Genomic DNA, 19,145 nt, shown 5'->3' with positions numbered 1-19,145 from the left:
GGAGATTTGTGATGGGGAGGATAGATAATTTTGAGGATTTGGAGGTTTGGAAGTTGGCCAGGGAAATTTGTCAATACGTTGAGGAATTGTTTCAAACGACAAAACTAGGTTCTAATTTTGCTTTGAGGAATCAAATGGAACGAAGTTCCGGTTCGGTAATGGACAATATAGCCGAAGGTTTTGGAAGAGGCGGGAATAAAGAGTTCCACAACTTTTTAAGTTTTTCGAAGGGTTCTTGTGCTGAACTTAAGTCCCAGTTTTACAGAGCATATGACAAGGAGATGATTTCTCGTGCGGAGTTTGACAAGGGAATATCACTTATAGAACGGGAAATGAACAAAATTGGAGCTTTCATGTACTATCTTCGCAATTCAAAAATCAAAGGGCTTAAATTCAAGGAAAACCCTAAACAATAAACACCAAACAAAATAGATTAAAACCAACAAACGAAAACACGATGAGAAAGAAAATAGTAGCAGGAAACTGGAAAATGAACAATAATCTGGAGCAAACCGAAGCTTTGCTTTCAGAACTCTCGGCCAAATTACCGGACACCCATGCTGAGGTGGTGGTGGCACCGACCTTTGTAAACTTGACCACCGCACAAAGAAATTTGCAGTCCTCCGCCATAAAAGTTGCGGCTCAGAACATGCATTTTGCTGAAAATGGAGCGTACACTGGTGAAATCTCTGCCGATATGTTATTGAACATCCATGTGGACACGGTCATCTTGGGACATTCTGAAAGACGTGCCTACTTTGGCGAGGATGATGCATTGTTGTCCAAAAAAGTTCAGGCTGCCTTGAAAAAGGATATGACCATTATTTTTTGCTTTGGAGAAGAATTGGAAGAGCGTAAATCAGGTAACCATTTTTCTGTAGTGGAAAGTCAACTGAAGAACGCTTTGTTTGATTTGGATGCCGCAGCTTGGAAGCATATTGTTTTGGCATACGAACCGGTTTGGGCCATTGGAACAGGAGAAACTGCCAGCCCCGAGCAAGCCCAAGAGATGCACGCATTTATCCGAAAAACCATTACAGATTCCTATGGCGCTGAAATTGCGAATGAGGTATCCATCCTTTATGGAGGTAGCGTGAAACCAGGAAATGCTGGGGATATCTTTGGCAAACCCGACGTAGATGGTGGACTCATAGGCGGTGCCTCCTTAAAAGCAGACGATTTCATTGCCATTATCAAGGCTATTTAATCCCACAAAGTGTCATCGATTTATATCGAATATCAATTTAAGATCCAGCCTGCAACTCCGTGGACCGAGATTTTGATTGCAGAATTAGGTGAAGCGGGTTTTGAAAGTTTTGTGGAGGAAGATGGACTTTTATTGGGCTATATCCTTAAAAGCGATTGGAGGGAAAACATTTTGGATGCTATTTCTACCCTCAATAATGACGAGGTGAACATTTCCTGGAAATCCAAGGAGATAGCACAGCAAAACTGGAATGCTGAATGGGAAAGGAACTTTCATCCCATCAAGGTAGGGGACCAATGCATGGTTCGGGCACCTTTCCATCCATCCGAAAATGTGGAATTTGATATTGTAATAGAACCCAAAATGAGCTTTGGGACAGGACATCACGAAACCACCCACATGATGCTTCAACATATTTTGGAGAACCCATTTGAAGGGAAGTCCGTTCTTGATATGGGTTGTGGTACCGGGGTTTTGGCCATTCTGGCTAAAATGAAGGCCGCTTCCCAGGTGGATGCCATTGATATTGACGAGTGGTGTTTTTTGAACTCCAAGGAAAATGTGGAACGCAATAATTGTAAAGTTGAGGTCTATCAAGGAGACAGTTCCATTTTACCGGGTAAGAAATACGATATTATCCTGGCCAACATTAACAGAAACATACTTTTGTCCGATATTCCCATTTACAGTGAATGTTTGAATCCGGAAGGCGAACTTTACTTAAGTGGCTTTTATATGGAGGATTTGGATGTAATATCCTCAAAATGTGATGGCTATGGCTTGGAATTCGTTAAAAATTTAGAAAAGAACAACTGGGTTTCAGCAAAATATGTAAATTAGGATATAGTAATAGCAGACTCATGGGAATCAAGGAAAAAGTTTCGGAAGAACTGCTTCTGGAAGAAGATGTGCTAAAGCAGAGTGAGATTGTCCTGTTCAATGATGATGTGAACACCTTTGATCATGTCATTGAAACTTTAATTGCCGTGTGTGAACATACGCCCGAGCAAGCCGAACAGTGTTCCCTGATTGTGCACTACAATGGCAAATGCACCGTCAAAACCGGAGAATACAACGACCTTAAACCGAGATGTACCCGATTGCTTGAAGCAGGTTTAAGTGCCGAAATCGTTTAAGTGTTAGCAATTCACTTAGCAAGCATTCCACTTTGGTGTTCTAAGGGATAAAATATCACCTATTCTTTACATTGTAACTATTGTCCGCCATTGGGCTATGCCTTAAATTTACTCCAAGGATTAATTCACCAAACCTTTAACCCCTGTACCGGATATGGGCGAATTTTTCAAAGCCGAACTAAAGGACCGTTTTTTGGAGTATGCCCTGAAGCGAAGGGATTACTTTGAAGTCAGGGTGCTTTATGATGAATTCCTTCGCCCCAACTACAGCCAGGATTTTGTACATAAACTGATTAAGGAAATCCAGGAATACGACAATGGATTATTGGATATTATGGCCGGGAATGGGGTGGCCATGTTTATGTTGGCCTCTACCTCCAAAACCCAGAACTTCTTGGACGAGGGTGGGTTTATGGACATGCACGTAGTTGAAGAGGAAAAATGGGATACTTTTCTGACCCAATTATCCCGTGATAAAAAAGGTTCCAAAGGGGAAAAATTTCTCGGAAAAGAAAAATCCCCGGCACTGAAAAAGGAGAAAACGCTATTGATATTACTTATTTCCGCGGTTGTGGTGAGTTTTTTGTTCACGCTGTTCAGTCTGGTCAACAATGCATTTTTAAAACCTGATTATGTTCCCGTAGATGAATTTGAGCGCAAAATGGAAGCGCTTCGTTCCCATTACCAAGAAGAAAACCAACGGCTGGAGCGGGCCTTGGAACAAGCTCAGAAAACCTTGGATTCCATAGGCGGGAAATAAGATATGCTCTCTAATTAAATATTGAAATGGGCAAAGACCTCTTCCAATAGCTCATTCACCAACTCGTATCTCAACAAGGGCCCATCATCGGATCGGCTTTGGTTGTTTAACATGGCTATACTGACTTTGCTAATGGGGTCAAAAAACATGTAAGCTCCATAACCGCGCATGCCTCCGGTATGCCCATAGGTAGACCTGCCATGGAATATCACCTCGCGGGTTCCGAGTCCATAGCTCACAAACACGGCATCAGGGATGGCGTAATGGTCTGTCATCATATTGGTTCTGGATGCTTGGGAAACGGCATCACCATTATACAGGTGTTGCGCCCATTGCGATAAGTCGGAAGCGGTGGAGAACACACCAGCGGCACAATAGAAAATACTGTGAAATGCTGGACCAAAGTCAGCTTCAATGTCTTCCAGAATACCATCGTCATCGCTATCCCGCCAAGGAGTGGCCCAAGTTCCTTCTATGGGTTCATTGGTTCCAAAATAGATTGCATTTAGGTTTAGGGGAGTCCAAAACTTCTCTCGCATTACCTCTCCAACTGTCTTTTCGGTTGCAGCTTCAATAATCAAACCCAAAATAAGATAATTGGAATTGGAATAACTGTGACCAATCCCTGGTTCAGCATCTGGAGGACCGATAAACCCAAAAAGCGTAGCCTGTGGAATAGGAGTTTCCAAATCCGCCTCTGCCATGGCCCAAAGATCATTATACATATAGCCCGTTAAGCCTGAGGAATGCGTAAGGAGCTGATAAATGGTAATGGAACTATCCACATTGTCTGAAGTGAGTGTCAGCCAATCCGCAATAGTGTCCTCCAAAGTCAGTAAGCCTTCATCCACAAGTTTCATAACCGTGGCCGCAACAACGGTTTTGGTGATACTGCCCACACCAAATCGCATGTTTTCCGTAACAGGAACCCCCAGTTTGGAAATTCCGCCGGTCAAGCTCAAATGTTCTTGGTCACCAATTCTAATGGAAACCGAGACACCAACAAGTTTATCCGCGTCTGTACCCACTTTTTCATCAATGATGGTTTGAAGTTTTTCCTCAATGGTCAATTCCGGAGTTGGATTGGGGTTGGGATTCGGGTCAGGATTGGAATTCGGGTCAGGGGAGGTATCATCTCCTCCCGAGGAACAAGAAATTATTCCCAAAAACAATATAAAAGTAGACCAACGAATTAATCTTTTAACCGTCAATAACATAGGATATGGGTTTTAATGAAAATCGATGCGTTTCAATATACAGAATATTAAATAATTACGGTGTGGAGTATGAATGGCTAAGTTTTCTTTGATGGTTTATTGCTTACTTTGCGTTCGATTCAACTTAAAAGACAATAGTTCATGTACAAGTTTACCAATAGAAATTTACATAGGGATTTTGCCTACTTCTATGTGGGGTTGATTATTGCATTTTCCTTCTCAGGCATCATATTGAATCATAGACAGGATTGGTATCCCATGGATTACACCTATGAAAGTGAAGAAGTTTCCATCGCTTTGGAAGCCAATACAGCAGATATTTCCCAGGAATATATTGAAGCTTTCTCCACGGAATGGGATGTGGAATACGACGGGCATCGAGTGCGGGATAATACCCTCCGCGTGTACTATAAGGACAATGTGATTTTGGATGTGGACACAAAAACGGGCCAGGGGGTTTTGGAGTATAAGCGAAAGGTGCCCTTTATTGGACATACCATGTTCCTCCACAAGTCCACCAATTCCTTTTGGATTTGGTATTCAGATATTTTTGGGGCCGCAATGTTGCTTATCGCCATTACCGGCATCTTGATTCCCAATGGGAAAAATGGCTTTAAAAGTAGAGGTTGGAAATTTGCGGTTGCCGGAATTTTATTTCCGCTGTTGTTTTTGATATTGTACGCTTAGTTATTTGCTGACACTTTTAGTCAATGAACAATGAACAATGAACAATTGACAATTAGCAATGACCAAGGTTGAACAGGTCGTTTTCCATTTTCCATTTTTAATTCAGACTGACTCAAGACCAAAAATCGAATAATCCTAGCATCCAATTATCCAACTTCGAGCACCCCACATCCAGCTCAATACCGTTTTCCATTTTCTATTTAGATAGGACCTGGACTAAATCGAACAATCCATCAATCGAACCATCCAAACTAATTTTCATCCGACCATAAAGATAGCAGCTGATCCATATGCGTAAAGGGTGTTACCTTGTCATACTTGGAGAATTGATCCTTGCTATTGTGCGAATATCTAAAAACATCAAATCCTCCAGCCAAGGCAGCTTGCACTCCCACGGAACTGTCCTCCACAACCACACATTCACTGGGCTTAAACCCCATGGTTTTGGCGGCATGTAAAAAAATGTCAGGCTCGGGTTTCCAACTGTTGATCTCATAACAACTGAACATCCGATTGGTGAACTTATCTGCCAACTGGGTAATCATCAAATTGGTCTTGATCTTGTTTAATGGTCCGCTGGAAGCTACACAAAAGGGAACATCAAGTTGTGCAATTAAGTCCTGCACCCCTTCAATAGGCTGTAATTCCTCTTCAAATTTGGTAAAGGTTCTAGCTCTGTAATCTTTTTCAAAATTAGAGGGCAGAGGAACATCAAGTTGGGTATCTAGGTATTCCATAATGTGTTTCAATGATTTTCCCATGAAGTTTTTCACGGTAAAGCCCAAATCGATATCAAGACCTAATTCCCCAGCCATGGTCACCAGTACTTTGCAGGTAATGATTTCACTGTCAACCAGCACCCCATCGCAATCAAAAATGACACATTTGTATTTCATGAAACGAAATTATTGGCCAAAACTAGGGAATTGTAGGAGATCAACATGGGCATTTGGAGATTGTCACAATTCTATGGTATCTTGTATTTTGGTCGGCGATTTTAAACCATCATGAAAAAAAGTAGGGTTACCTTAACGGATATTGCAAAAGCGCTCAACATCTCCGCGTCTACGGTATCCAGGGCCTTAAAGGATCATCCGGCCATAAACAAGGAGACCAAACGGGCCGTGGTTAAACTGGCCAAAAAACTAAAATACCAACCCAACTTACTGGCCTTGGGACTCTTGCAAAAGAAAACGTATACCGTTGGTGTCATTGTTCCAGAGATAACGGGGCATTTTTTTTCCACGGTTATTACGGGAATTCGGGATGTACTTTCTCCTGCAGGCTACAACATTGCCATATGTCTCTCCAACGAGTCTTTTCAAGAAGAAATAGCAATAGCCGAGAAAATGGCAAAGACACAGATAGACGGGGTATTGGTATCCCCGGCCTCCTCTACCAAAACATATAATCACTTTAAGGCGCTCCAAAAAAATGGCATTCCCTTAGTTGTTTTTGATCGGGATTGCCCGGGATTGGACGCCGACAAGGTCTTGGTTGACGATTATGATGGTGCTTTTCAGGCAGTGGAGTATCTAATAAAGTCTGGTTGTAAAAACATCGCGCATTTGAGTGGTCCGATGGATTTGTCCATTACCAAACACAGATTGCAGGGATATCTTGATGCTCTTGAGAAACATAAATTCCCTGTTAAACAGGAAAATATTATACATGTTTCTGGGTTTACGTATGAGGATGGGATAAAACCAGCTCAAAAATTATTAAATCTAAAAGACAGGCCCGATGCCATTTTTGCCATGAACGACTGTATTGCCATCTCTGCCATGTATGTTGCGAAAAAGATGGGCTTGCAGATACCTGGGGATGTTTCCATAATAGGTTTTGATGATGAACCTCACTCCAGTTACTTCACACCCGCACTATCTACAATTTGGCAACCGGTTTATAGCATGGGAATGTTATCCGCACGCATATTGCTAAGCAAACTTCAGGAGGGGGAAGAAGAACAAGAACCAGAACTTAGATGTGAGGTGTTTAAACCTGAGTTGATTATCAGGGCGTCTTCCAAAGAGATTTAGGCAGTTTTTATCCCGTTAAAAAGGTGATTTTTATGCAAACCTTTGCATAGTATTTATCGGCTAAATCCTTCACATTACCAATAATTTATTGTTGCTTTGAGTAAGACGATTACAGCTTTTTTGCTGTCTAAATGCCTGATAACATGCTTGTTTCACCTAAGATATTTTATAGAAACTGTTATGGAAAATATGCCATTGCAGCCGTTAATGTCTTTACCATGGAACAGGTACACGGCTTGTTCAGGGCAGGACAAAAAGCTAATGCCCCGTTCATTGTGCAAATGACCCCTGTAGCCCGAAATTATGCCCATCCGGAAATGTTATTGGCCATGATTTCAGCTGCGGCCAAAATATATCCCAGGGCTACCTATGCCATCCATCTGGATCACGGAACGGAGGCCCATGTCTTTGATGCCATAGCGTCAAACCAATTTAACTCGGTGATGATTGATGCCTCCCATGATCATTTTGAAACCAATGTCCAAAGAACAAAGGCCGTGGTGGAAAAGGCCCATAAATACAATGTGGTTGTCGAGGCTGAACTTGGGGTGCTTAGTGGGGTAGAGGACGATGTTTCCGTGGATGAAAAACACGCCAAGTATACCCAGCCTGAGGAGGTGGTGGAATTTGTAAACAGAACACAATGTGATAGTCTGGCCGTTGCTGTAGGTACAAGCCATGGGGCTTATAAGTTTTCTGGAGGACAAGGAATTCAATTTGAAATATTGAAGGAAATCCAAAATAGAATCCCCAACTTTCCCATAGTTCTTCACGGCGGATCAGCCGTTAACATTGCAGAAATAGATAGGATCAACAAAAGTGGAGGGCAACTTAAAGCGGGCGCAGCCGGTGTTGATTCCAATGAGATTGTGAAATCCATAGAGTATGGGGTATGCAAAATAAACATTGCTACGGATACCCGCCTATTATGGACTCGCGTGCACCGTGAGTTCTTTCAAGATTCGCCGGATCTTTTTGATCCGATCATTCCTGGCCAGACCTATATTGAAGAGCAGGAAAAGTTCATGCTGGAGAAGTTTGATCTATTGGGCGCCACGGGAAAGGCAAGTCAAATCAAATCATTAAAAACCATATAATGAGTACAACATCACCCTTATTGGTAAAACCGAGAGAAGATTCCAAGGTATACCATCATATCACCCCGGAAACGGCTCATTGGGAATACCTGAGCTTTGAAGCTAGACAAATGAATTTGGGCGACACATGGGAATGGGACACCGCCGAAAATGAACTCGTGATCGTATTGCTAAGTGGAAATTTTAAAGTAAGCAGCAACAAGGGAAGCTGGGAGACGATCAATGGACGCAAAGATGTTTTTAGCGGGGTGGCCCATACGCTTTATCTGCCCAGAAACACCGAATTTACCTTGGAAGCCACCAGTGATCATCTGGATATTGGTTATGGCTGGTGCACTGTATATGAAGACTTTCCGCCCAAATTTGTAACTCCGGAAGATACCCCAGTGGTCATTTTTGGAGGCGACAACGCTACCAGACAATTCAATGATCTGGTACCACCAGGATTTGGATGCAGCAAGATTGTGGTGAGGGAAGTCTATACACCTTCTGGTAACTGGAGTTCCTTTCCAGCACATAAGCACGATGAACGGATTTTGGATGATGAAGGGAATGTGTTGGAGCCCATTCAAGAGGAGACCTACTTTTATAAGTTTCAAAAACCTGAAGCCTATGCAATACAACAGGTGTATACGCAAGACAGATCTTTAGATGAGATTGTGAGACCAAGGCACAACAATGTGGTCATGATTCCCAAAGGATTCCACCCGGTAGTAGCAGAACATGGCTTTCATTGTTATTACCTGAATTTCTTGGCGGGAACAGACCAATGTTTGGCAAATACCACAGACCCTGACCATGAATGGATCTATGATTCCTGGTCTGGAAAAGATAAACGTTTGCCTTTGGTCACTGCAGAAATGAACAAACAATAATCCCATGTCCAATAAAAAACTTGATGTAATCACATTTGGCCGATCATCCATCGATCTGTACTCCCAAAATATTGGTACCTCCTTTAATGATATTAAGGGCTTTGATGCTTTTGTGGGCGGCTCTCCCTTGAACATTGCAGTGGCCTGTGCACGACTTGGGGTCAATGCCAGTTTGCTCACCGCAGTGGGAAATGACAAAGTTGGGGAGTTTATTCTGGATTTTTTGAAGCGGGAAAAGGTAAATACCGAGTGCATCCCTGTCAAAAATGGAACCAGAAGTAGCGCCGTGGTTCTGGGGATAGAGCCTCCAGATAAATTCCCTTTGGTGTATTATCGGGACAACGCCGCAGATAGCCAAGTGGACATTGATGACGTGCAAAGGGCAAATATTCCAAATTACCGAATCCTGTTGATCAATGGTACCGCCTTGAACGTGGAACCGAGCAGAAGTGCCACTTTTTTCGCAACTGAAATTGCGAATAAAAACGATGTGGACGTGGTTTTGGATTTGGATTTCAGGGCAGACCAATGGCACGATTACCGAGCCTTTGGATTAACGGTAAGAGCCATTCTTCCCAGAGTGAAGATTGCCATTGGAACAGAAGAGGAAATATTGGCCGCGACCATGGATGATGCTTCGCAAGTGACCATCAAAGATCAGCAAATCTCAGCTCCTGAGATCAAAGGGGACATCGATGTTTCCATCGATCGTCTTTTGGCTTCGGGGATTGAAACCCTAATCGTAAAAAGAGGGGAAGCGGGTGCCAGTATTTACAGTGCCGATGGGAATAGAACCGATGTTCCTGGGTTTCCCGTGGAGGTTTTGAATGTTCTGGGTGCAGGTGATGCTTTTGCTGGAGGTTTCTTGTACGGAATCTTACAGGGATGGGATTTATACAAGGCTTGCCGAATGGGAAATGCCAGTGGGGCACAGGTGGTAACCAAAAATGGTTGTGCCAATTTTATGCCCACTTTGGAGGAATCCCTAAAGTTTATTGAGGATAAAGGAGGGTTTTAATATTGAAAATATGAAAACTAAAAGGCTTACGGTAGCCCAAGCTACCATCGAATATCTGAAGAACCAATATGTGGAACGGGATGGGGTGCAAAATAAATTTTTTGCAGGTTGTCTGGGCATCTTTGGCCATGGAAACGTGGCGGGAGTGGGACAGGCATTGCACCAAAATCTGGATTTTCCCTTTTATGTGGCTCGAAACGAGCAGGCCATGGTGCATACTGCGGCAGCCTATGCCAAGGTCAAAAATCGGCTTCAAACGTTTGTTTGTACCACCTCCATAGGGCCCGGTGCCACCAATATGTTGACGGCCGCCGCTGGTGCTACCATCAACAGAATTCCCGTTTTACTGATACCAGGAGATATTTTTGCAACCAGACAAGTAGCTCCGGTGCTACAACAATTGGAGTCCTCGCAAACCCAGGATATTTCGGTGAACGATTGTTTTAAACCCATTTCCAAATATTGGGATCGCATCAATAGACCGGAACAATTGATTACTGCCCTTCCAGAGGTTATGCGTGTGTTGACATCCCCAGCGGATACAGGAACGGTAACCCTGAGCATACCACAAGATGTGCAGGCAGAGGCGTTCGATTTTCCAGAAGCCATGTTCGAGAAAAAGGTGTGGCATATTGGTAGACCCATGCCAGATGCTTCACTACTGAAGAAGGCCATACAATACATTCGGGAAAGCAAGCGCCCTATAATCATAGCAGGAGGAGGCACTATTTATAGTGGCGCCACAACCGCTCTGAAGAGTTTTGTAAACCGAACCGGCATCCCAGTTGCTGAAACCTATGGAGGGAAAGGATCTTTGACTTATGATGAACCTCAAAATTTGGGGGCTATGGGTGTTACGGGAACCCCAGGTGCCAATGAGATAGCGAAAGAAGCCGATGTGGTCATTGGGATTGGTACCAGATATAGCGATTTTACCACCATTTCAAAATCGGCATTTCAAAATCCACATGTTCAGTTCATCAATATCAACATAACTGAGTTTGATTCCTTCAAGCATGGGGCCATTCCGTTGACGGGAGATGCGAAATCCGTCTTGGAAGCTTTGGACAAGGCACTTTCGGATTTTCAAGTGGATTCCGCTTACGCCAACAAGGTGGAAAAATTCAATAAAAGTTGGGATGATTTTGTTGCGGAAATTTATACAGAGAAAAATGAATCCCCTGCCTTTCAAGGAGAGGTGATTGGAGCGGTAAATGATGTGGCCACGGATAAAGATATAGTCCTATGTGCCGCAGGAAGCTTACCGGGTGACCTGCATAAGTTATGGAGGACATCACACCCCAAAGGTTTTCATCTGGAATATGGTTATTCCTGCATGGGCTATGAAATTGCTGGAGGTTTGGGTGCTAAAATGGCCAATCCCGATGGGGAGGTCTATATCATGGTAGGGGATGGCAGCTATCTGATGATGGCCCAGGAAATAGTGACCGCCATTCAGGAAAAACAAAAACTGACCATAGTAATGCTGAACAACGATGGCTATTCCAGTATTGGTAGCTTGTCCAGTTCCGTGGGAAGTGAAGGATTTGGTACTTATTACCGATATCGAAACGAACAAACCCAACAACTGGATGGGGAAGTACTGCCCGTGGATTACCCAGCAAATGCCGCCAGTATGGGAGCCCATGTAATGACGGCCGCAAATGTAAGTGAGTTGAGGGCAGCTCTGAAAGAGGCCAAGACCATAGACCGAACCACCTTCATCTATATTGAGGTGGACCGCAAAAAAGCTGTTCCAGGATTTGCATGGTGGGATGTGCCTATTGCACAGGTGTCTGAAAAACAGGCAGTAAAGGAGTCCTTAAAGACCTATGGAGAAAATCAAAAGACACAAAAGTATTACCTCTAATAACCACCAACAACCAACCCTATGGATGCCAATCTAGCCATTACGCTTCTTTCCTTCCTGCTTTTTACCGGGGGAGTTGCCTTTTTTACTTGGTACAATCTTAGAAAAACCAATTTAAACTCTTCAACAGGGTATTTTCTGGGAGGAAGAAGCTTAACTGGTGTGGTCATCGCGGGATCCATGTTGTTGACCAACATTTCATCCGAACACTTGATTGGGATGAACGGGAATTCCTATGTCAATGGTTTTATTGTTATTGCCTGGGAAGTGACATCCTCAATTGCCTTGGTCATAGCGGCGGTGATTTTTATTCCCAAGTATCTAAAAATGGGCTTGACCACAATCCCCCAATTTTTGGAAAATCGCTTTGACGGTACCACAAGAACCTTGGTGGCCTTGATCTTGATTCTATCTATGGTGGTGACACTCTTACCTATAGTGCTGTACTCTGGTGCTATTGGGATTGAAAGCTTGTTTGGGATTTCAGATGTTCTTGGGGTAAGCAAAACCAAAGGATTGTGGATTACGGTAGTTGCCATAGGTGCCATAGGTTCCATTTATGCCATATTTGGAGGATTGAAAGCAGTAGCTTATTCGGACACCATAAACGGGATTGGTTTATTGATAGGAGGCATGTTGATTCCCATTTTTGCCCTGTGGGCCATTGGGGATAGCAACATTGTGGATGGATTGGTCAAGGTATACGAGTTTGCACCAGAAAAGTTCAATGTGATCGGAGAGGCAGATTCGGTGATGCCTTTTGAAGTGCTCTTTACGGGATTAATCATCAACCAACTGTATTTCTGGGGAATGAACCAGACCATTATCCAGCGGGCATTGGGAGCCAAAAATTTGAAGGAGGCCCAAAAAGGACTGCTGTTGACAGGACTTTTTAAAATACTGATTCCTTTGGTCATCATTCTTCCAGGCGTCATTTGCTACTACTATTTTCAGGATTCCTTCTTTGATAATCAGGATGCAGTATATCCAGAATTGGTAAAAAAAGTGCTCCCAGTATGGATGATCGGGTTCTTTGCTGCTGTGATTATGGGGGCGGTATTGAGCACCTTCAATTCCGTGTTGAATTCTATTGCCACCCTGTTCAGTGTTGGAATCTATAAAAGACATATCGATAAAAAAGCCTCGGATACCAGCATGGTACGTGTAGGAAAGATTACCTCTGCAGTTTTGGCCATCGCGGCCATTTTTACTGCCCCAATGGTGGCCAATGCCTCAGATGGACTTTACCAATTATTGCAGCAATTGAATGGGATTTTCTTTATCCCGATTGCTTCCATTTTGTTGGCAGGTTTCTTTATGAAAAAGGTGTCAGCATTGGGAGCCAAGGTGGCGCTCATTTTTGGTCTGTTCTTTTACATTTTCATGTCCTGGGGTTATACGTCCCATGGCATTCATTTTATACATCTCTGGGGAATCGAGTTTGTGTTGAACGTGATCATCATGTATGCCGTTTCCCATTTCAGCCCAAGAAAAAATATGTACGAAGTAACGGATGTAGGTGCAGTTGATTTGGTGACTTGGAAATATACCAAGCCCATGTCCATTGCCTTATGCGTGGTAACCGTGTTGATCTATATCCTACTTGGTAACAGTTGACCCTAACATTACAAGAATAAAAACAAATCGTATTTAAGTTTTACAATGAACACTTTAAAGAATTATATAGACGGCGTTTGGACCGAAAGCGTATCAAAACAGACCATTGATGTGTTGAATCCTGCCAATCAGGAAGTCCTGGCAACCGTGCCTTTTGGCAATGATACTGCCCAAGACATGCAAAACGCCATTGAAAAGGCGCATCAAGCCTATTTGGAATGGAAGGATGTCCCTACGATGAGAAGGGTACAACCGCTTTTCAAACTAAAGACTCTTTTAGAAGATCATAGGGAGGAGATCGCTAAGTTGATTACCAATGAATGTGGAAAGACCTATGCGGAATCTTTGGGGGAACTGCAACGGGCCATTGAAAATGTGGAAGTTGCCTGTGGTACCTATGTGATGGCACAATCCGAGTTTTCGGAAAACATTGCCAATGGAATTGATGAGTTTATGATCAGGCAACCCTTGGGAGTTTGTGGTTGTATTACCCCATTCAACTTTCCGGGGATGATTCCTTTCTGGTTTTTGCCCTATGCCATAGCCACTGGCAATGCCTTTGTCATCAAACCTTCCGAAAAGGTACCGATGACCATGCAGTATGTCTTCGAACTTATCGATGAAAAATTGGATTTGCCCAAGGGACTGTTAAGCTTGGTGCATGGTGGAAAAGATGCTGTGGATGCCATGTTGCAGCATCCCAAGGTCAAGGCCATAAGTTTTGTGGGGTCTACTAACGTGGCCAAGTACATTTATTCCGAAGGAACCAAATACGGCAAGCGGGTGCAAGCCCAAGGTGGAGCTAAAAATCCAGTGGTGATCATGCCAGATGCCGATGTGGAAATGACCACGCAAATTATCATTGATTCTGTATATGGATGTGCGGGTCAGCGCTGTTTGGCAGCCTCCGTGATCATTCCAACAGGGGATAACAAACGACAATTTACCGAAGCTTTGGTAGAAGCAGCTAAATCTAGAAATGTAGGTTATGGATTGGAATCAGGAGTAGAAATGGGCCCCGTAATTACCCCGGAGAGCAAACAAAGAATTGAAGGATTGATTCAAAAAGGACAGGATGAAGGGGGGAACCTTTTGTTGGATGGTAGGAATGCCAAAATATCGGGATATGAAAAAGGGAATTTCGTAGCGCCGACCATCTTGGAAGGGGTGCCTTTGCAAGGAGAAATTATCAATACAGAAATTTTTGGTCCCGTAATGAGCTTGGTGAATTTTGATGAGTTGGACCAAACCATTGATTTTATTAACCAAGGGCGGTATGGAAATATGGCCTGTATATTCACCAGGGATGGACTGGCCGCTCGAAAATTCAGGAGCGAAGTGATGGCTGGGAATGTTGGTGTCAACATTGGTGTTGCCGCCCCGGTAGCACAATTCCCATTTTCCGGATGGAAGGAATCTTTCTTTGGGGACCTGCACGGACAGGGGAGACATGCCATTGAGTTCTTTACGCAGACCAAGGTGGTCATAGAACGCTGGCCAAAGAACTGGAGTCGTAAATTTTAAAACCGTTAAGAATGATCAAGATTGCAAATGCTCCATGCTCGTGGGGCGCCTTGGAATTCGATTTGGAAGAAAAATCCGAAGAGATTGGTTTTGAACAGGTTTTGGATGAAATCAAGGAGACCGGTTATGTAGGAACTGAACTGGGGGATTGGGGTTATATGCCAACCACCCCAAGTTTGTTGCGGCAAGAAGTGGACAAGCGCGGATTGCAATTGTTGGGTGCCTTTGTACCCGTGGCTTTGGCTGATCCTACCAAACATGAGCAAGGGATAACAACGGCCTTGAAAACCGCCGAACTCATGTATCAGGCGGGTTATAAAAATGCGTTCATCGTTTTGGCGGATGACAATGGAACCGTACCTGAGCGCACTAAAAATGCGGGAAGAATCTCCCCACAAATGGGGCTTACGGAGGAGCAATGGGAACACTATGCCAAGGGAGCCAATAATATTGCCAAAATAGTGAAAGACACCTTTGGAATCCGAACGGTTTTCCATCATCATTGTGCAGGCTATATCGAAACTCCGGAAGAAATAGATAAACTCATGTCATTGACGGATCCTGAACTACTGGGTCTATGCCTTGATATGGGTCATTATGCGTTTGGCGGAGGAAATCCCATGGAGGCTTTGAAGAAGTATGCCAACCGAATCTGGCATGTGCATTTCAAGGATTTTGATCCCGAAATAGCTCAATTGTCAAAGGAAGGTCAAGGGGATTATTTCGATGCCATAAAAAGAGGGGTGTTCTGCAAGCTTGGTGATGGCGCGGTTGATTTCAAAGAAATAGTAGATCATTTAAATGAAATGGGGTATTCCGATTGGATTGTTGTGGAGCAGGATATCCTTCCTGGAATGGGACATCCAAAAGCCTGTGCGCAGGCCAATAGGGATTATATAAAAACACTGGGTTTATAATGGAGAAATTGAGATTTGCAGTCGCTGGACTGGGTCGTATCGGCAAGATACATTTGGACAACTTGCTGCACATGGATAATGTGAAGGTTGTTGCGGTTACGGACCCGCAAAAAGAATCGATGCAATACGCGAAGGATTTAGGCATTCCAACGGTAGCTAACTATGAAGACTTGTTGGGATACCCAGAAGTGGATGCCATCATCATTTGCACCCCAACAGATACCCATGCAGATTATGTAGAGAAGGCAGCCATTGCCGGGAAACATGTTTTTTGTGAAAAACCACTTGATTTGGACCTCAAACGTGTTGTGGATGTCCTGGAAATAGTGGAAAAAACGAAGGTTAATCTTATGATTGGATTTAACCGAAGGTTTGATCCAGAATTTACAAAAGTGAAGGACTCTGTAAAGAGCGGTCAGGTGGGAGAGCCACATTTGGTTAAAATAACGAGCCGTGATCCAGGGGCTCCCCCAGTCTCCTACATAGAACAATCTGGAGGCCTTTTCTTGGATATGACCATTCACGATTTTGATATGGCGCGCTTTGTTGTTGGGAAGGAAGTGAAGGAGGTTTATGCAAAAGGGGCTGTCCTGGTGGATGAAGCCATTGGAAAAGCAGGAGACATTGACACTGCCATAGTCACCCTTACCTATGCAGATGGCACCATGGCGGTCATTGACAACAGCCGAGAGGCCGCATATGGATATGACCAACGTGTAGAAGTTTTTGGGTCCGAAGGAATGGTGCAAGGCAACAATAATTTGCTGAACAACCATAGGTTGTACAACAAGGATGGGATTCATGGCGCATTGCCCCTACATTTTTTCTTGGAGCGCTATGCGCAAGCCTATAAAACGGAAATGCAAAGTTTTGTGGATGCCCTTACTGGCGATTGCGATATCCCAGTAGGGGGTGAGGATGGATTATTGTCCTTGAAGATTGGTCTGGCAGCTAAAAAGTCGTTGCAAGAAAATAGACCTGTGAAACTGGAAGAAATAAAATAATATAATTGTTTTTAGCGGAGATCAATGTGAATAATAATAGTGCCGTAAAAGTTCAATGATATGAAAATGGAACTTTGATAAGATGTAATTGATGGTATAGTAATATTAAGTCCGAACAGATAACTTTTTGGTTACTTAAAGTAGTAATTGGAAAGGTAGTTTTACAGCTCAATCAGGCTAAATCAGAGACTGGTTTAACAACTGATTTGTTGAAACAATATAGAACTGGAACAAACTGGTTTTTTTGGAAAGTCGCAGCATAAATATCAATGCAAATTCTTTTATCCTTCTTCTAAGGAAGGGGGATAATAGGGCTTTTGAAACCTTGTTTCGATTGTACTATGACAAGCTCTTTCACATTGCCAAGGGGTACTTGGATAGTCATGAAGATGCTGAGGGAGTGGTCCAGAATACTTTTCTGAAGATTTGGGAGTATAGATCAAAGCTGGAAGAGTGCACCAATTTGAACGGGTATCTTTATGCGATGACCAAAAATGCCTGCTTGGATCATTTGAAACATCAAAAAGTCAAAAACAATTATTTTGACCTACGTCAGCATAAAAAAAGGATGATTCAATACCAGTTTTTAAAGGATGAAGCAGCATCCCTACTCTTGAAAAATGAATTGGAGCGAAAAATAATCCAAGGGTTGGATTTACTTCCCGAAAAATGTAAAAAAGTCTTCGTAAAAAGTAGAATGGAAGGCTTAAAACACCACGAGATAGCCAAATTGATGGGCATTTCGAAAAGAACCGTGGACAATCACATTGCCAATGCCTTAAGGCATATGAGGCTTCATTTAAGGGAATTTTTGTCCCTTATTTTCATAATTCTTCTCAAATAGACTAGGTATACTTCACGGTTGAATCGTCTTTAATATATAGGCGATTTTTATGAGCACCGAAGAAATTCTAAAATACATCAAAGGAGATGCTTCAACTGAAGAAGCCAAGCAAGTTGAAGATTGGATAATTTCCTCCGATCGGAATGCAAAAAAGTACAACCTGCTGAAATCCCAATTTATTGCGGCCACTTTTGACCAAACTTCGGATGAGGTTGAGGTTGGAAGGGAATACCAAACATTCAGCAAAAAGGCTCAAAAACTCAAGAGGATTCAAGGACTTAGATCCTTGTTGAAATATGCAGCTTCCATCATTTTTGTGCTGGGGACCGGCTATATTCTGTACACCGCCAACTTGAATGATAATGAACCCGTTCCGATACCCGAGAATGCCATAACGCTCGAAACCGGGGATAACAATATCATGGTCATTTCCGAAGATGGAACCGCAAAAGTCTTGGACAAACAAGGAAATATAGTGGGGGCACAGTCCGGATCCAAACTGGTCTATGACAACACATCAGAATTGGAAGAATTGGTATACAATACACTTACAGTGCCCTATGGAAAGACCTTTGACTTGCAACTTTCCGATGGAACCAAAGTGACATTGAATGCAGGAAGTTCCATAAAATATCCCGTGAAATTCCTTAAAGAGGGTAATAGAGAGGTTTTTTTGATTGGGGAAGCCTTTTTTGATGTAGCTCATGATGCGGAACATCAATTTGTGGTGAATGCGGATCAGATGAACATCACAGTACTGGGCACCAAGTTCAATGTTTCATCTTATCCGGAAGATACGATGGTCAACACGGTTTTGGTAGAAGGTTCCGTTCAAATTTCACCTGTGGATGAAGAACAAAATATGAAGACCAACACCCAGTTGGAACCAGGCTTTAAAGCTTCTTTGGAAAAAAGGAATGGCGAGGTTACGGTTGATGAGGCCGATATTTCGCTTCACACGGCTTGGATCAATGGTAAAATAGTTTTTCGTCACACTCCATTTAAAAACATCGTCAAAAAACTGGAACGCCACTACAATGTGGAAATAATCAACAATAATCAGCTACTGGACGATGAAGTGTTTACGGCCAGTTTTGATATTGAAACCATAGAAGAAGTATTGGCTACGTTCAGCAAGACATATCCGATAAACTATCAATTCAACGAAATCAAACAACTAGTAATCAACTCAAACGAAACGCCTATGAATTAAACCAACGGTAGAAAGAACAACACAATACCAAACAAGTTAACCTAATCACACTTGTAAAAACAAAAAAACCGGGAAATGGGCCAGCATTCCCCGATTGGAAAGGTGATTAAATTAATTAAC

General features: G+C 43.0%; 19 protein-coding genes. 17 read left to right on the top strand and 2 right to left on the bottom strand.

Annotated elements, in window-relative coordinates; genetic code table 11:
* The first annotated feature begins 11 nt into the window (after positions 1 to 11).
* The 5 genes from ACOOE0_RS00500 (at position 12) to ACOOE0_RS00480 (ending at position 3,103) form a co-directional block, all read left to right on the top strand.
* Positions 12 to 416, top strand: coding sequence for a four helix bundle protein (locus ACOOE0_RS00500; RefSeq protein WP_420400540.1), 405 nt, complete (start codon positions 12 to 14; stop codon positions 414 to 416).
* A gap of 41 nt (positions 417 to 457) precedes the next feature.
* Positions 458 to 1,207 (top strand): triose-phosphate isomerase, encoded by a 750-nt coding sequence (tpiA, locus tag ACOOE0_RS00495; RefSeq protein WP_420400539.1) that lies wholly within the window; start codon positions 458 to 460, stop codon positions 1,205 to 1,207.
* A 9-nt stretch (positions 1,208 to 1,216) separates the two neighbouring features.
* Positions 1,217 to 2,047 (top strand): 50S ribosomal protein L11 methyltransferase, encoded by an 831-nt coding sequence (gene prmA, locus ACOOE0_RS00490; protein WP_420400538.1) that lies wholly within the window; start codon positions 1,217 to 1,219, stop codon positions 2,045 to 2,047.
* 20 nt (positions 2,048 to 2,067) lie between these two features.
* Positions 2,068 to 2,343 carry an ATP-dependent Clp protease adaptor ClpS gene (locus tag ACOOE0_RS00485; RefSeq protein ID WP_420400537.1) on the top strand — a complete coding sequence of 92 codons (276 nt, stop codon included), beginning with the start codon at positions 2,068 to 2,070 and terminating at the stop codon, positions 2,341 to 2,343.
* Between the two features lie 154 nt (positions 2,344 to 2,497).
* On the top strand, positions 2,498 to 3,103 hold the full coding sequence (locus tag ACOOE0_RS00480; RefSeq protein WP_420400536.1) for a hypothetical protein: 606 nt from the start codon (positions 2,498 to 2,500) through the stop codon (positions 3,101 to 3,103).
* A 14-nt stretch (positions 3,104 to 3,117) separates the two neighbouring features.
* On the opposite strand, the gene ACOOE0_RS00475 is transcribed toward ACOOE0_RS00480, so the two are convergent.
* A complete protein-coding gene (locus ACOOE0_RS00475; RefSeq protein WP_420400535.1) occupies positions 3,118 to 4,320 on the bottom strand; it encodes a serine hydrolase domain-containing protein in 1,203 nt (400 codons plus the stop codon).
* 141 nt (positions 4,321 to 4,461) lie between these two features.
* On the opposite strand from ACOOE0_RS00475, the gene ACOOE0_RS00470 reads away from it, so the two are divergent.
* Entirely contained in the window at positions 4,462 to 5,007 is a 546-nt protein-coding gene (locus tag ACOOE0_RS00470) for a PepSY-associated TM helix domain-containing protein (RefSeq protein WP_420400534.1), read from the top strand.
* Between the two features lie 251 nt (positions 5,008 to 5,258).
* Here ACOOE0_RS00470 and ACOOE0_RS00465 read toward each other — a convergent pair whose 3' ends face one another.
* Complete coding sequence (locus tag ACOOE0_RS00465; RefSeq protein ID WP_420400533.1) at positions 5,259 to 5,903, bottom strand: HAD-IA family hydrolase; 645 nt, start codon at positions 5,901 to 5,903, stop codon at positions 5,259 to 5,261.
* 111 nt (positions 5,904 to 6,014) lie between these two features.
* On the opposite strand from ACOOE0_RS00465, the gene ACOOE0_RS00460 reads away from it, so the two are divergent.
* The 11 genes from ACOOE0_RS00460 (at position 6,015) to ACOOE0_RS00410 (ending at position 19,025) form a co-directional block, all read left to right on the top strand.
* The gene (locus ACOOE0_RS00460; RefSeq protein WP_420400532.1) at positions 6,015 to 7,046 is read left to right on the top strand and encodes a LacI family DNA-binding transcriptional regulator; all 1,032 of its coding nucleotides are present in this window, start codon (positions 6,015 to 6,017) and stop codon (positions 7,044 to 7,046) included.
* Between the two features lie 143 nt (positions 7,047 to 7,189).
* Positions 7,190 to 8,143: a class II fructose-bisphosphate aldolase gene (locus tag ACOOE0_RS00455; RefSeq protein WP_420400531.1), complete on the top strand. Its 954-nt coding sequence runs from the start codon at positions 7,190 to 7,192 to the stop codon at positions 8,141 to 8,143.
* Positions 8,143 to 9,018: a 5-deoxy-glucuronate isomerase gene (gene iolB / locus ACOOE0_RS00450; protein WP_420400530.1), complete on the top strand. Its 876-nt coding sequence runs from the start codon at positions 8,143 to 8,145 to the stop codon at positions 9,016 to 9,018. Before ACOOE0_RS00455 ends, iolB begins: the two co-directional genes overlap by 1 nt.
* Before the next feature lie 4 nt (positions 9,019 to 9,022).
* Entirely contained in the window at positions 9,023 to 10,036 is a 1,014-nt protein-coding gene (gene iolC, locus ACOOE0_RS00445; protein ID WP_420400529.1) for a 5-dehydro-2-deoxygluconokinase, read from the top strand.
* Between the two features lie 10 nt (positions 10,037 to 10,046).
* On the top strand, positions 10,047 to 11,906 hold the full coding sequence (gene iolD, locus ACOOE0_RS00440) for a 3D-(3,5/4)-trihydroxycyclohexane-1,2-dione acylhydrolase (decyclizing) (RefSeq protein WP_420400528.1): 1,860 nt from the start codon (positions 10,047 to 10,049) through the stop codon (positions 11,904 to 11,906).
* 21 nt (positions 11,907 to 11,927) lie between these two features.
* On the top strand, positions 11,928 to 13,523 hold the full coding sequence (locus tag ACOOE0_RS00435; protein ID WP_420400527.1) for a solute:sodium symporter family transporter: 1,596 nt from the start codon (positions 11,928 to 11,930) through the stop codon (positions 13,521 to 13,523).
* A 45-nt stretch (positions 13,524 to 13,568) separates the two neighbouring features.
* Positions 13,569 to 15,047, top strand: coding sequence for a CoA-acylating methylmalonate-semialdehyde dehydrogenase (locus tag ACOOE0_RS00430; RefSeq protein ID WP_420400526.1), 1,479 nt, complete (start codon positions 13,569 to 13,571; stop codon positions 15,045 to 15,047).
* Positions 15,048 to 15,058: 11 nt separating this feature from the next.
* Complete coding sequence (locus tag ACOOE0_RS00425; RefSeq protein WP_420400525.1) at positions 15,059 to 15,964, top strand: TIM barrel protein; 906 nt, start codon at positions 15,059 to 15,061, stop codon at positions 15,962 to 15,964.
* Positions 15,964 to 16,968, top strand: coding sequence for an inositol 2-dehydrogenase (iolG, locus tag ACOOE0_RS00420; protein ID WP_420400524.1), 1,005 nt, complete (start codon positions 15,964 to 15,966; stop codon positions 16,966 to 16,968). Before ACOOE0_RS00425 ends, iolG begins: the two co-directional genes overlap by 1 nt.
* 244 nt (positions 16,969 to 17,212) lie before the next feature.
* Positions 17,213 to 17,812, top strand: a complete 600-nt coding sequence (locus tag ACOOE0_RS00415) for an RNA polymerase sigma-70 factor (protein WP_420400523.1) — start codon at positions 17,213 to 17,215, stop codon at positions 17,810 to 17,812.
* A gap of 49 nt (positions 17,813 to 17,861) precedes the next feature.
* Positions 17,862 to 19,025, top strand: coding sequence for a FecR family protein (locus tag ACOOE0_RS00410; RefSeq protein WP_420400522.1), 1,164 nt, complete (start codon positions 17,862 to 17,864; stop codon positions 19,023 to 19,025).
* Positions 19,026 to 19,145 lie beyond the last annotated feature (120 nt).

This window comes from Flagellimonas sp., assembly GCF_965215805.1.
GTDB lineage: Bacteria > Bacteroidota > Bacteroidia > Flavobacteriales > Flavobacteriaceae > Flagellimonas.
Note: the sequence above shows the minus strand (reverse complement) of the source record. Positions and strands in the feature narration are given on the sequence as shown.